The organism is Rhodococcus sp. IEGM1428 (genome assembly GCF_050321865.1).
Classification (GTDB): domain Bacteria; phylum Actinomycetota; class Actinomycetes; order Mycobacteriales; family Mycobacteriaceae; genus Rhodococcoides.
This window is the reverse complement of the sequence record NZ_JBNQFW010000001.1, coordinates 293048-305834: the sequence shown is the minus strand read 5'-3', so window position 1 is coordinate 305834 and position 12787 is coordinate 293048. Positions and strand designations below refer to the sequence as shown.

The following is a 12787-nucleotide window of genomic DNA, read 5'->3' as shown; positions in this document are numbered from 1 at the left end:
TGGACAGCGGCGAAGCCGTCCAGTTTGGTCACACCGCCTGAGCGCGTCTGACCGCTCGGGACTCGTCAGCGTCGGTCAACCCGTCACGGCAGCTGTTGTCCAGTTCCATGGAGGATATCGTTCAATCCGCGGACCAGCGTCTCCAACCCGTATTCGAGCTCGCGGGCTCCGTCGTATTCGGCGACGATCGGCGGGAGTGCCGAGAGCATGGGAAACTGGTCGGAGGGAAGCCGACGCGTCGCAATCCTGCGGCGGTCAGCAGTGTCGTCGGGACGCTCCACTGACTCCTGAGCTTCGCTGAGTATGTGGCCTCGCAAGAACGACAAAAGACAGCGATAGCCAGAAATTGCTTCCGGCACAGTGTATCCCGAGTCAATCAGGAGTTTCAGAATACTTTCGAGGGGTGTCAACGTGCTGCGCGTTCCCAGCCCCAGAGGGGTCGAGCGAGGACGCGTCGCCAGAAGAACCGCGGCGTTTGGATGTTCGAGGGCGAGAGCGCGGTAATGCCGGGCAAAGATGCCGAGTTGACGCTGCCAGTCGGGGTCGGCTGAGTCGACCGTGATCAGAGTGTCCAGAACCGAGTCGGCGACGGCGTCGAGTAGCGCTTGCTTCGTCGGCACGTAGCGATAGACGGTCATCGGGTCGCGGTGAATCGATGACGCGAGCCTGCGGATTGACAGACTCTCCAGGCCGGTTCGGTCGATGATCGACAGGGCTACCGCGACGACGTACTCGCGGTTGATTCCGTCTCTGACCGGCGGCGAATGCTGATTCGACTGCAACACCATCCCCCTCCACATACGCAGGGACGCTCGAGAAGCGCCAGCGCGGGATCCTCCCCCGGAGACCGAACAGACCCGCTGCCCAGAAACAATCGTAGATGAGTTGTCGACTGTACCCGCAGGCCGTCGACGTACGCCCACCAGTCTGCGCGCGCAGAACACTGCACGCTGGTGGGTAGCGGCGACTGTGCTGCGCTCCTCGCCGCTGATCCATCGAGAGGTTCGCGAACACACGAACGAGACCGGTCAGCTGGTCAATAACGAACCGTGGTTATAAGCAAGCCAATCCCCGACGCTGGTCCGGGCCTAGGCGAACAAGGTTCCCTCGACCATGGTGTCCATTGCAAGGTCCTCGGATCTCTCGCGTATTCATCACTGCTGGTCACAGTGCGAGCGTTCAAAATGACATCGCCGAACCGGCGGCCCGGATAACATCCGAGCCAGCGCGGTGTCCGCTATGGCAGGCTCGGGACCACCAGGATCCGCAGTCGTCAAGTTCGCTGATCAAGTCAAATTTCGATGTCTCGGCCAGGGTCACCGTGTTGGGTGTGCCGAGCAGCGCAGGCGCGTACTGCATGGGTGTGGAGCGCGCACCTGCCGCTCTAAGGCTGGCAGGTCTGGTCGAGGCGCTACGCGCCTCGAGTGCTGACGTCGTGGACGCAGGCGACTTGACCACGCGCCTGGAGCGGCCCGACAAGTACGCACCATCCCCGCCGACGACATGGACATGGCCATCGACTCCGGCCTCGCCGAACCACTCGACCCCGCCGACCCCGACAGCCCCGTGAGTTTCGAGGGCATCGAATGGACCTTCAACGCCCGCATGGGCGCCTGGGTTCCATATACCTGATCGAAGTCCACAAACTGTGGACCTACAGAATGAGTACGCAGTCGGGGTGCCGGTCGCCGCGCCCGAATGGGAACCATTATCCCAGGCACTGGCTTCACATTCCCCGCCCCGATATCGGTTGGCGTATTGGCCTTGTATTGACCGGCAGTGACCAGTTCCATTAGCTCAATACTTTGCTCGTGCTGCGATTATCGGGGGTGATCGAATGGCAGATCCTGACGCGATCCGCGCTGTTTCGGTATCCAGCCAGACACTGACAGGACCGTCATCGCGTTGGGAGGGCCTTACCGGGATTCAGAATGCCTCTCGGATCGAACACGGCTTTGATTCCGTGCATCAATTCGCCGACTTCGCTGCCGATTTCGTCGCCGAGCCACTGTTTTTTCAGCAGTCCAACGCCGTGCTCACCAGTCAAGGTGCCACCGAATTCGAGTGCTGCACCGAATACCTCTCCGGCCGCTGTCCACACTTCGGCCGGTATCTCCCCACTCGGGACGACGAAGATCGGGTGCAGGTTTCCGTCCCCGGCATGGGCCATCGTCGCCACTGTCACTCCGTGCGCGTCGGCGATGCGCTCGATACGGTCGGTCATCGGACCCAGCTGCGATCGCGGCACCGCGACATCCTCGATCAGGACTCGCCCGAGCCGCTCCAATGCAGGTAACGCACCGCGCCGGATGCGCACCAACTCGTCTGCGGACTGTGCATCGACGCTTCGCTCGACGTACGCTGCCAACGGCTCCAGCAATTGCTCGACGAGAGCGGCCTCGGACGCCGATCCGGCACCGTCGGCTTGAACCAGCAGGAATGCATTTCCTCTTGCACTCAACGCGGTTCCCTCGGCCGCATCGATGGCGCGAAGGCACGCGAAGTCCAACAACTCACATACCGACGGCTGTAATCCGGCCGCGGTGATCGCCGACGCAGCAGCAGCGGCCTCACCAACCGAGCCGAAGAATGCTGCGACGGTGTCGGTGGACGCGGGGGCTGGTCGCAATCGCAGCGTCGCTTCGGTCACGACACCGAGCGTTCCCTCGGATCCGACGATCAGTGACGTGAGATCATATCCCGCAACACCTTTGACGGTACGCCCGCCCGTTCTCACCACTCGCCCGTCGGCGAGCACCACTTCGAGTCCGAGTACCGAGTCCTTGGTGACCCCGTACTTGGCACACCTCAGACCGCCGGCATTGGTGGCGATGTTGCCACCGATGGTCGAAATCGCGACACTTCCCGGATCGGGAGCGTAGCGAAGCCCCACTTCTGCTGCGGCCGAATCTATGTCGGCAGTGATCACGCCAGCCTGCGCTCGGACGACCTGATCCTGCTCGGACAGTTCGACGATGCTGTTCATTCTTTCCAGGCTCAGCACCACCTCACCCGATCGCGCCACTGCCCCACCGGACAGTCCGGTGCCCGCGCCCCTGGTGACGACCGGAACACCGAACCGTCCCGCGGCCTTCAACAGCGCCGACACGTCGCCGGTCGACTCCGCGAACACCACCGCCACGGGTGAACCCTCGGGCTCCCAACCGGACCTGTCGATGCTCAGACTCGACAGCACAGCTGAGTCGAACACCGCCTTTCGACCGAAGAGAGAACTCAGTTCGCCGACGAAATCGGTATCGACCACCGCCGTCATCGAGGCGACGTTCCGGTTGCGACCGGACGGGCCGGGTCCGTGGACCATTGTGACCACGAACCCGGATAGAGCGCAGCGTCGATACCTGCGAGCTTCAGGGCGAAGATCTCGTGGGCTGCGGTGACTCCGGAACCGCAGTACACCGCCACGTCGTGACCGACCTCGGAGAAGCGATCACGCAGCACCTCGGCCGGGAGAAACGTGCCGTCGGAGTCGAGATTACCGGCCGTCGGCAGACTCACCGCGCCCGGAATGTGGCCGGCTCTCGGATCGATGGGTTCGGCCGCACCGGAGTACCGCTCGGCCGCCCGCGCGTCGATCAACGTTCCCGAATCCGCTTGTACAGCAGCATCGTCGGCTGTCACGGTAGGTAGATGTCCCCCGGTGAGCACGATGTCGCCCGGCTCGGAGGGGGTCTGCTCTCCCGACACCGTCTCGTTGCCTGCGCCGATCCAAGCGGACAATCCCCCGTCGAGCAGGGTCACGTCCGCCACACCTGCCCAGGTCAGCAGCCACCACGCCCGCGCGGCAGCGAGATTACCGGTGTTGTCGTAGACCACCACGGGTATGCCGGCTCGCAGTCCCCACCGCCGCGCCGCAGCCTGAAGAGTCTCGACGGTGGGCAGGGGATGGCGTCCGTCCTCGGGCTCGCCGTGAGCGGCCAGCTCGGTGTCGAGGTCGACGAACACCGCACCGGGAATGTGAGCATCGAGGTAGTGGCGGTGCCCGTCCGGGTCTCCGAGGGCCCACCGGACATCGAGCACCACCGGCGGAACGGCGCTGTGCAGCGCAGCGTTCAGCCGGCCCGGGGAGAGAATCAACTTCTCGCGACCATGCGGAGTCGTCACAGCGCGACCTCCTCGACCAGTTCGGTCTCGGCCCTGAGCGATTCCAGAAACAGCACCACCGAGGCCGCGACGGTGCGGTGGTTGAGCGAGTTCAGTACGTCGTGTCGACCGTCGGCCACCGACAGCAGACGCACATTCGATGCACCTGCGTAGCGGCTTTTCGCTTGCGCCAGTGGACTTATCGAATCGTCGGCACCGTGCAACGCGAGAATTGGACGCGTACTGGCCAATACGACGTCGTCTTCGACGGGCCGAGCCAACCGACCCACCTCCACAAGATCGTCGCTACGCAGACGCGCCTGCTGCGTCGGGCAGCTCGCTCGCGCGGTGACCTCGTCTTCCCATTCGGTCGGGCCTCGATCGCCCGCGCTGGGTAGACCGACCAATACCAGTGCCGCAGCCTCGATCCCGTCGTCCTGCACCGCGCGCAACGCGTCGATCGCTCCCGTGTCGATACCGACCAACACCACCGGGCCCACGGCGGCCGCGACCGTATCGGCAAGTTCTGCCGGGCCGTGCACCACACGCACCCGGTACGCGTCGACGGCGATGCGTGCACCGAACCGGGCGTAGACACCGGGCGAGTCTCCTCGCCCCGGAAGGACTATCAGTGTTCCGCGTGGGCCGACGCCTGCCGGCTCGTCGAACTCGAGTGTCGGACGTTCGATTATGGCTGTCATGACTGATCCTCTACGAAGACTTCAGTGCCGAGGCACCGATGATGGCGATCGATGTGTCTTGCTGCGGCGCATGCACACCGGCCGATTGAACGTTACGAAAGTGCCGCTGCAGGTGGTTGTCCTGGCTCAGCCCGGGATTGCCGATCGAGCGGACGGCCAAGCCGACAGCGTCGGTCAGTGCGCGGACCGCCAGAACCCGCGCACCGAGCAACCGCGTCGGTTCGGCGTCGGATTCGATCACCGAGAACAGCAAGTCCTCGGCACCGGACAATTGCAGTTCGATCTCGCCGGCCAGATCGCGGAAGCGATCCGTCGTTGCCAACGGCTTACCTAGGTTTGCCGGAACCCTGGTGTGCGCGAATCGGTGGAACTCCTTCTGGGCAGCACGTCCGACACCGAGGTAGAGCGCAGCCAGCGCCGTGTTCAACTGCGCGGCGGCGCGATTGTCCTGTCCACCCGCGGCGGCATCGGTCAGGTCGATGACGTGATCGGCCGGTACGTCGACGTCGAGAAACTCGACGTCCACAGAGCCACTTGCCCGCAGCCCCAGCATGTTCCAATTGTTTCCGACGGTGATGCCGGGGCTGTCGGCACGAACGACGAACGTGCCGACTCGGGTGTCGGTCTCGTCGGTACGGGCCCACACCAGAAAGTAGCTGAGCCCGTGGGCTCCTGTGACGAACCGCTTGGTTCCGGTCAGCGACCAGCCCGTCGCAGTCCTACGTGCCGTGGTCGCAGGCAGTCCACCCCGCGCCGGAGAACCGAGCTCCGGCTCGACTCGAGCCGAATTGAGAAGCGTCGGCTCGAGCGCTGATCGGTCGAGTACCTGCGCGTACAACTCTTCCGGCCACTTGGGAGTCCGTGCCTGCGCCGCGTGGGTGAACAGTGTCATCGCCGCGATCAACGCAACGGACGGATCCCCCTCTCCGAGTGCGTGCAGAATGTGGGCAGACTCCAGACTGCCGACCTCCCGTCCACCGTATCGTCCGGCCACCGAGGCCGTGAGCAAACCCGCTTGGTGCACGATGTCGATTCCGGCCTGTGGAAACTGCCCCGTGCGGTCGTACTCGGCCGCATGTTCGGCGATGTCGGCAGTGATCCGGGTCAGCTCGACGGTCATCACCTCGCTGCCGCCAATGCCGCAGTCAACTCGGAACTCAGACCATCCGACCACAGCTCCGAAGTGTTCACCTCGTTCGGCAGTGCACCGATCTCACGCAGCGAATCGGCCACCTTCTGCTGATTGGACTCGACCTCGGCCGTCGGAACCGCGAAGCTCGTGGGGTTCTGCGCCTCACCGTCGGTGATCTGGGCGAGGGCACTGTCGAGGGGCTGGTTCGTGGCTGCGGCGGTGCGCTCGGCGAACTCCTGCTGATGTCCGTCTCGAATGTAGGCATACGCTCGGTCCAAGCGCGCCAGCAGATCTGCCACCGCCGCCTTCTGACCGGCATCGTCGAGTACCCCGTCCGACACGCTCCACGGGAAGTTCCCGGACAGGATGTTCTCACCCGAACCGATCGTTTCGGCACCCGATCGATGTGCCGCGATGATGGTGTTGCCGTAGCTCGCGAAGGCGTCGATCGACCCGCCGTTGAGTGCGGCCAGACCGTCGTTGGGAGTCAACGGCTGCGGCACGATGTCGGACCAGCTCATTCCGTTCTGCTTGAGCAACTCGTTGAGGAAGTACGCGGCCGTCGTGTTCTTGACGTAGCCGACCTTCTTGCCTTTGAGCTCGGCGATCGAACGGATCGACGAGTCCCCTCCCACAACGACTTCCTGCAGCAGAGTCGTACCGGTCTGTACCGCGATCTGATCGAACTTGACCGTACCGCCCGCCGCGGCGAAGATCGGCGGAATCTCACTCGACTGGGCGACGTCGAGAGCGCCGGACTGCAGCGCCTGCAGCTGCTGGTCGCCACCGGAGAACACAGCGAACTCCAGCGAGTACGGGGTGTCGTCCAGTCCGGCGACCTGCAAGGCCTGCTCCTGCGAATTCCAGCCGGTGGCACCGACTTTCAACGACACCGAAGACAAGTCCACACCGTCCGAGGACGTCGACTCGGGGTCAGGCGAACTGCTGCACGCCGTCGATATCGTCAGCGCGGTCGCGAGGGCAAGAACTGGGAGCAGCAACCTTCGTGCGGTCATGGTCGATCTTTCGTGTGAGTGGGCAAGAACTTCATCGGACGGGGTACACAGATGGGTCGCTGGTCGCGGCGACATCGACGTTGGGCTGCAAGGATCCGACGCCGTTCATGGTGTCGGCTACGACCTGAATGTCGGCCACGACGTCGGGTGTCAGCGCGGTGGTGGACTTGTTGCCCTGCTGCACAAGCACTTCGGCGGTCTCCACCGGCGTGTTGTTGGCCTTGGCGATCGCCTGCGCCCACAGATCCGGATGCTCCTGTCCCCACTGAACGGCTTTGTCGAGTCGGGCGATCGCGTCGGTCAGCGCGGTCTTCTTGGCGGGATCGGCCAACGCAGCGTCGGTTGCGCTGAGAATTCCGATACCGGTGGTGCGCCCGTCGGTACCGTCGACCAGCAGTGTGCCGCCGCGGGAGAGCCCGATGTTTCCGAAGATGCCGAATGTTGCCCACACGTCGATGTTTCCGCTGACGAACGCCGCCTGTGCGTCGGTGGGGAGCAGGTATTGGACGGTAACGTCGCTGTAAGACAGCCCAGCTTCCTCCAACGCGCGAACGAGCAGGTACTCGGCGATACTGCCCTTGGCCGAGGAGACCGTGACCGTCTTCCCTTTAAGGTCGGCGACGGAGTTCACCCCCGATCCCTCGCGCGCGATGATCACGTTTCCGTTGCCGTCACTCTTGAATGCGGCGACTGATTTGATGGGAACGCCGGCACTGATTGCCTGCAACGTGGGCAGGTCCGCTGCGTAGCCGGTGTCGACCGATCCGCCCTTCACGGCCTCGAACAGCGGGGCTGCCCCTTGGAATTGAGCCCACTCGATGCCGTAGTCGGCACCGGCGAACGCATCGGATGCCTCGGCCAGAACCTGCAGGCCTTTCACCTGATCGCCGAAGGTCAGGGTCACTCCCGATGCGGGGGCATTGGTGTCCTCCGCGGAGCTACATGCCCCGAGAGTCAGTGCAGCGATGGACAATACCGCGAGGGTGCGGAGTACGGACTTGATCACGCGGAAGCCTTTTCTTGGGAGGCGTCGGCCACGCCGAGCCAGTTCAACAGTCGACGGCGGTTCGTCACAAATTCGGGGGAGCCGATATCTCTCGGCCGCTCGGTATCGATACGCACCTCGTGTTCGATACGCCCGTGGTCCATGACCAGGACCCGATCGGCAAGCAGCAGCGCTTCTTCCACGTCGTGGGTCACCAATAACACTGCGCAGCCGTGCTTGCGCCAGAGATCGGCAACCAACGCCTGCGCTTTCGTTCGCGTCAGTGCATCGAGAGCGCCGAAGGGCTCGTCCAGAAGCAGTAGGTCCGGCTCGCGTACCAATGCTCGGGCCAGCGAGACTCGCTGCGCCTCACCGCCGGAGAGTGTCTTCGGCCATTTTCCTGCCCGGTCCTTGAGACCGACTTCGGCAAGATATCGTTCGGCCAATCCCTTGTCCGGTCGTCCCGGTAGTCCGAGGACGACGTTGCGCCACACTCGCTTCCACGGCATCAGACGCGGGGACTGAAATCCGACCGCACGCTTGCTCGGCACCCGAACGTCGCCGTCGATGTCCTGGTCGAGCCCGGCAAGTATCCTCAGCAGCGTGCTCTTCCCGCAGCCACTGTGACCGAGCAGGACGACGAATTCGCCCGCCTCGATATCGACATCGAGGTCTTCGAGCACCCTGCGGTCACCGAATGTCTTCGACAGTCCGCGCAATCTCACCGCCAGCGTCATAGTTGTCACTTCCCTTCGAATGAGGCTTGCCAGGACAGCAACGCCTTGGACAGCAGGCGCACCAGCTGGTCGGAAATCAACCCGAGAATCGCGTACACCGCGAGGCATACGACGATGACGTCGGTTTGGAAGAAGTCGCGGCCGGTGTTCATCAGATATCCGATGCCGGCACTCGCATTGACCTGCTCGGCGAAAACCAGAGCCAGCCACGCGGTTCCGAGGGCATATCGGAGTCCCACCAGAGCCCCGGGCAGTGCGGCCGGGAGGATCACATGCCGAATCAACCCGATTCGCTTCAAACCCAGGGTCTCGCCAGCCTCGATCAGCTGTGAGTCGACAGTACGAATAGCTCCGTAGATATTGAAATACAACGGGAAGCAGACACCGAGCGCCACGAGGGCGATCTTCGGAGTCTCGTCGATACCGAACCAGATGATGAACAGCGGGATCAGGCCGACCCAGGGAATCATGCGGATCATGCCGACCGAACTGTCGAGGAGATCCTCTCCGAGCCGAAACAACCCGGCCAGCAGTGCCAGCGTCAGCGCAATCACCCCGCCGATCGCGAAACCGAACAGAACCCGCTTACCCGAGGCGATGATCGCGTCGGGCAGCTGACCGTCCGACCACAGGTCCCATCCTCTCGTCAACACGTCGAGCGGCGCGGCCAGCACATCGGGGTGCAGGACGCCGGTGACTGCGAACACGTGCCAGGCGAGCACGAGAGCGATCGGCCCCAGGGCTCGACGTACCCCACGGGGTGGGCTCCAAACAGTCCGCTTCGATCGCGGCGTGATGGCCACCAGTCCTGCGGTGGCGTCGACTGGTTCTTCGATCCGTTGGCGTCCAACTGCCAAATCGGTCATGGTGACTCGTTTCTTCGATGGAGGTTCGGACGGAGAGCTATATTGGGATGGCATTCGCGTGGGGCAGAATTGCACGCAGATCGCGCGATCCCGGCTCAGCGACGGAGTTCGCCGCGACGGCAAGGGCCTCGTTTACCGGTGTCGCTATCCCGTGCAGGCGACCGAGCAGGACGATTTCTCCGTTGAGATAGTCCGTCTCCACGCTCGACCCGCGGACGACGCTCTGCCAGGTGGATCTACGAGTACTGCTGTAGCCCTCGATGTCGGCAACACCGAGTGAAGCCAGATCGAGAGCGGAACGGCCGTAGTCGGCCACCTCGATTCCTGCAGCGGCGTACACGGACTCTGCCTCGGACCGCACTGCGGCAGCGATCTCGGCGATGTCGGCGTCATGGACGCGAAACAGATCGACGGCATTGAGTAGATTGTCGATCAGCTTGGCGGCCTTCCACCGCCCGATATCCGGGACGACATCGGTAGGGATATGGGCAAAGCCCAGATCGCGCGCGATCGTCTGCGCTGTCGAGTCGATCCCGCCGGGGAAGCGTCCCAACCAGTTCAGCGCAACGGACGGCTCGCCCGCCGATACCACTACGCCGGGTTCGACGTGAGTTCCTGGGATCCGAATCGACGCCCCGTAGACGCGGGAGAATCGGCGCAGTGCGGTGCGCTCACTGTCGAGTCCGTTCTGAAACGTCACGATCGGAATCGTCTGCGCCACAGTATCTTCCGAACCCTCAACCGAACGCCACGCCCACTGCGCCACCGCAGCTTCGACCTGCTGGGCCTTGACCGTGAGAAGCAGAACGTCTGCCGTGGTGACCGTTACCGCATCCGGACCGTCGACCACGCGGAGCCGAATCGTGCGTTCACCGGACGGCCGGACGTATCGCAACCCGTCGTCGGCAATCGCGCGATACGACGCCCCTCGTGCAACCAGGACGTAATCGATTCCGGCCGACTCGAACTCGGCCGCCAAGGTTGCCCCGACTGCGCCGGCACCGACGACGACGTAGCGACTCACGCTGCTTTTTCGCGTAAGGCCAGTTCTTGGCGAACCAGCGGAAGAACATACCGGCCGTAGTCGATCGCGTCGTTGAGATTGTCGTAGCCGCGAATGGAGATGAGCTCCGCACCCAGGTCCACGTAATCGAGGATCGCCGCGGCCACGGTTTCCGGAGTTCCGACCAGAGCCGTCGACGCCCCGCGCGCTCCGGTGGCGGTCGCTGTCGGCGTCCACAACGCCCGGTCGTGTACCTCGCCGCGTGCGGCGATCTCCAACAGCCGCTGAGATCCGACATTCTGCGGCGCGCCGGTGGAGGGCTTGGCCGCCGACCAACCACCGGACTTGTTCAGCTGCGCCAACGTCCGGTGAGCCTTTTCCCAGGCCAGTTCCTCGGTGGGCGCAATGATCGGACGGAACGTCACCCAGATGCGGGGGCGGTCCACCCGGCCCGCGAGTGAGGCCTGCTCGAACACTGCATCCATCTGCTCCTTGGTCTCCGCCAGCGGCTCCCCCCACAAGCCGAAGATGTCGCCCAGGGCCCCACCGACTCGGTAGGCGTCGGCGGAAGACCCACCGACAGACACCGGAATGGATCCTCCCGACGGACGGATCGAGGAATGGAAGTCCTCGAACTGGTAGTACGTACCGCTGTGATCGAAGGGTTTGTCCGACGCCCACACCTTGCGCAAGATCTCGATGTACTCCGCTGACCGCTCGTATCGACCCGACTTGTCCAGTCGGTCGCCTTCCCGTGCTTGCTCGGCGGTGTCGCCACCGGAAATGATGTGCACGGCCGCGCGGCCGCCACTGAGCTGGTCCAACGTGGCGAGCGCCTTGGCCGCAACCGTCGGATACATGATGTTCGGACGCAGCGCGACCAGCGGTTTCACCCGCTCGGTGTGTTGGCTGACCGCGGCGGCGACGCCGAACGGATCCCACCCCGACGATCCGTAGGGAAGCAAGGTGTAGTCGAACCCGGCGTCGTCGAGGACGCGGGCGTAGCGAACCAGGAATTTGGGATCGATTCCGGTACTCGACGTGGGGTTCAGTTCGGTCGAATCGTTGACGAAGCTGGCACTGATGAACTCGACAGGCATCAAGAAGATCCTTTGATGTGGCTACTCGACGGCAGCGTGGAGCGACTGACATGAATGGGCGCAGGCACGTACGGCCGGAGAAGAGCGACGTGATGGAGCGCAGCGCCTCTGAGGCACTGGATGGGATGCAGGAAGTCAGCGACAATCCGCGCCGACGAACGTCATGAAGTCCACGACGCGGCGGCGGGTGAGGGCAATCCCTACTCGTTGCATAGGCAATACTGAACGCGACCCGTCGGTGACCTGTCAAGCCCCTCACGCGAATGTGTTGTGCTCAACATGATTTTAAGTCGATGCCATGCGCACAGCTCAGGGGTTGACTACGACCGAGCCGGTCCACAACAGTGATGACACCGGCCCAGCAAAGGAGAAACCGTGAGTCGTCCGCCTGTGGTGGAAACCAAAGATCAACGAAGACTTGGCTTTCCGTTCCGATCCGGCAGTCTGGCGCTGGATTTCGTCGCCACTGTCGCCAAACGCGACATGAACGAGAGGGAACTTCTCGTCGACAGCGACGCCGTGCACTCCTGGATCTACGTCGCCGGACTACCACCTGCACTCGACCCGATCACCCCGGCTCGACTCGACGAGGCCATCGGCTTGCGTGAGGCCCTGAACCACTTGACTCGCTCCAGAGTGGACGGATCGCGTCCAGCACCCGCCGCAATCGACACCATCAACCGAGCCGCGTCCTACGGACCTCCCTCGCCACTGCTCGCCTACGATGCAGCCAACAGCCATTTCGGTGGACCGGTCGACGTACGCAATGTGCTCTCAATCGTCGCGCGCGAAGCCGTCGATCTGTATTCCGGTCCGTACCGCGACCGCATTCGCCGCTGCCTCGGCCACGAGTGCTCACTGTATTTCGTCGATCGATCCCGTCAAGGAAATCGACGCTGGTGCTCGATGGCGGCATGTGGAGAAAAGGCCAGTTCAGCAGCCTATCGACAACGAGCTCGGCATAACTGACTGATTCGTACCAGGAGCTTAGAAGTAGCGGCCAAACAGATCTACGACGTGTTGGCTGTGCCACCAGATCCGGCCAGGCAATCGCCAGAACGGTACGTAACTGCATCTGAGCGAAGCTGTGTTCCGCAACCGTTTCGGTCTATCGACCACACGAATTCGGACGCTTTGCCGTCGATA

Annotated in this window: 13 protein-coding genes; 2 read left to right on the top strand and 11 right to left on the bottom strand. The window is 63.4% G+C overall.

The window, feature by feature from the left end; all coding sequences use genetic code 11:
* Positions 1-83: 83 nt before the first annotated feature.
* Positions 84-788 carry a TetR/AcrR family transcriptional regulator C-terminal domain-containing protein gene (locus tag ACQR3T_RS01540; RefSeq protein ID WP_428692316.1) on the bottom strand — a complete coding sequence of 235 codons (705 nt, stop codon included), beginning with the start codon at positions 786-788 and terminating at the stop codon, positions 84-86.
* A 721-nt stretch (positions 789-1509) separates the two neighbouring features.
* Between ACQR3T_RS01540 and ACQR3T_RS01535 the strand changes: the two genes are divergently transcribed.
* On the top strand, positions 1510-1632 hold the full coding sequence (locus ACQR3T_RS01535; protein ID WP_428692315.1) for a hypothetical protein: 123 nt from the start codon (positions 1510-1512) through the stop codon (positions 1630-1632).
* A 265-nt stretch (positions 1633-1897) separates the two neighbouring features.
* Here ACQR3T_RS01535 and ACQR3T_RS01530 read toward each other — a convergent pair whose 3' ends face one another.
* Genes ACQR3T_RS01530 through ACQR3T_RS01485 form a run of 10 tightly spaced genes read right to left on the bottom strand, consistent with a single transcriptional unit; the run spans position 1898 to position 11641 of the window.
* Positions 1898-3274, bottom strand: coding sequence for an FAD-binding oxidoreductase (locus ACQR3T_RS01530; RefSeq protein WP_428692314.1), 1377 nt, complete (start codon positions 3272-3274; stop codon positions 1898-1900).
* Positions 3271-4095: a sulfurtransferase gene (locus ACQR3T_RS01525; protein ID WP_428693028.1), complete on the bottom strand. Its 825-nt coding sequence runs from the start codon at positions 4093-4095 to the stop codon at positions 3271-3273. Before ACQR3T_RS01525 ends, ACQR3T_RS01530 begins: the two co-directional genes overlap by 4 nt.
* A 23-nt stretch (positions 4096-4118) precedes the next feature.
* Entirely contained in the window at positions 4119-4802 is a 684-nt protein-coding gene (locus ACQR3T_RS01520; RefSeq protein ID WP_428692313.1) for an alpha/beta hydrolase, read from the bottom strand.
* A gap of 10 nt (positions 4803-4812) precedes the next feature.
* Positions 4813-5922 carry an acyl-CoA dehydrogenase family protein gene (locus tag ACQR3T_RS01515; protein WP_428692312.1) on the bottom strand — a complete coding sequence of 370 codons (1110 nt, stop codon included), beginning with the start codon at positions 5920-5922 and terminating at the stop codon, positions 4813-4815.
* Entirely contained in the window at positions 5922-6950 is a 1029-nt protein-coding gene (locus ACQR3T_RS01510) for an ABC transporter substrate-binding protein (RefSeq protein ID WP_428692311.1), read from the bottom strand. Before ACQR3T_RS01510 ends, ACQR3T_RS01515 begins: the two co-directional genes overlap by 1 nt.
* Positions 6951-6981: 31 nt before the next feature.
* Complete coding sequence (locus ACQR3T_RS01505) at positions 6982-7956, bottom strand: ABC transporter substrate-binding protein (protein ID WP_428692310.1); 975 nt, start codon at positions 7954-7956, stop codon at positions 6982-6984.
* Positions 7953-8672, bottom strand: a complete 720-nt coding sequence (locus ACQR3T_RS01500) for an ABC transporter ATP-binding protein (protein ID WP_428692309.1) — start codon at positions 8670-8672, stop codon at positions 7953-7955. Before ACQR3T_RS01500 ends, ACQR3T_RS01505 begins: the two co-directional genes overlap by 4 nt.
* 5 nt (positions 8673-8677) lie before the next feature.
* Positions 8678-9538 carry an ABC transporter permease gene (locus ACQR3T_RS01495; RefSeq protein WP_428692308.1) on the bottom strand — a complete coding sequence of 287 codons (861 nt, stop codon included), beginning with the start codon at positions 9536-9538 and terminating at the stop codon, positions 8678-8680.
* Between the two features lie 37 nt (positions 9539-9575).
* On the bottom strand, positions 9576-10562 hold the full coding sequence (locus tag ACQR3T_RS01490) for a ketopantoate reductase family protein (protein WP_428692307.1): 987 nt from the start codon (positions 10560-10562) through the stop codon (positions 9576-9578).
* Positions 10559-11641 (bottom strand): LLM class flavin-dependent oxidoreductase, encoded by a 1083-nt coding sequence (locus tag ACQR3T_RS01485; protein WP_428692306.1) that lies wholly within the window; start codon positions 11639-11641, stop codon positions 10559-10561. Before ACQR3T_RS01485 ends, ACQR3T_RS01490 begins: the two co-directional genes overlap by 4 nt.
* A 375-nt stretch (positions 11642-12016) precedes the next feature.
* On the opposite strand from ACQR3T_RS01485, the gene ACQR3T_RS01480 reads away from it, so the two are divergent.
* On the top strand, positions 12017-12610 hold the full coding sequence (locus ACQR3T_RS01480; protein WP_428692305.1) for a CGNR zinc finger domain-containing protein: 594 nt from the start codon (positions 12017-12019) through the stop codon (positions 12608-12610).
* Positions 12611-12787 lie beyond the last annotated feature (177 nt).

Excerpts from the sequence above, each read along its gene's own strand:
- ACQR3T_RS01495 (WP_428692308.1), bottom strand. The coding sequence starts at position 9,538 with ATGACCGATTTGGCAGTTGGACGCCAACGGATCGAAGAACCAGTCGAC.
- ACQR3T_RS01535 (WP_428692315.1), top strand. The coding sequence starts at position 1,510 with ATGGCCATCGACTCCGGCCTCGCCGAACCACTCGACCCCGCCGACCCC.
- ACQR3T_RS01530 (WP_428692314.1), bottom strand. The coding sequence starts at position 3,274 with ATGACGGCGGTGGTCGATACCGATTTCGTCGGCGAACTGAGTTCTCTC.
- ACQR3T_RS01500 (WP_428692309.1), bottom strand. The coding sequence starts at position 8,672 with ATGACGCTGGCGGTGAGATTGCGCGGACTGTCGAAGACATTCGGTGAC.
- ACQR3T_RS01520 (WP_428692313.1), bottom strand. The coding sequence starts at position 4,802 with ATGACAGCCATAATCGAACGTCCGACACTCGAGTTCGACGAGCCGGCA.
- ACQR3T_RS01515 (WP_428692312.1), bottom strand. The coding sequence starts at position 5,922 with ATGACCGTCGAGCTGACCCGGATCACTGCCGACATCGCCGAACATGCG.
- ACQR3T_RS01540 (WP_428692316.1), bottom strand. The coding sequence starts at position 788 with ATGGTGTTGCAGTCGAATCAGCATTCGCCGCCGGTCAGAGACGGAATC.
- ACQR3T_RS01510 (WP_428692311.1), bottom strand. The coding sequence starts at position 6,950 with ATGACCGCACGAAGGTTGCTGCTCCCAGTTCTTGCCCTCGCGACCGCG.
- ACQR3T_RS01485 (WP_428692306.1), bottom strand. The coding sequence starts at position 11,641 with ATGCCTGTCGAGTTCATCAGTGCCAGCTTCGTCAACGATTCGACCGAA.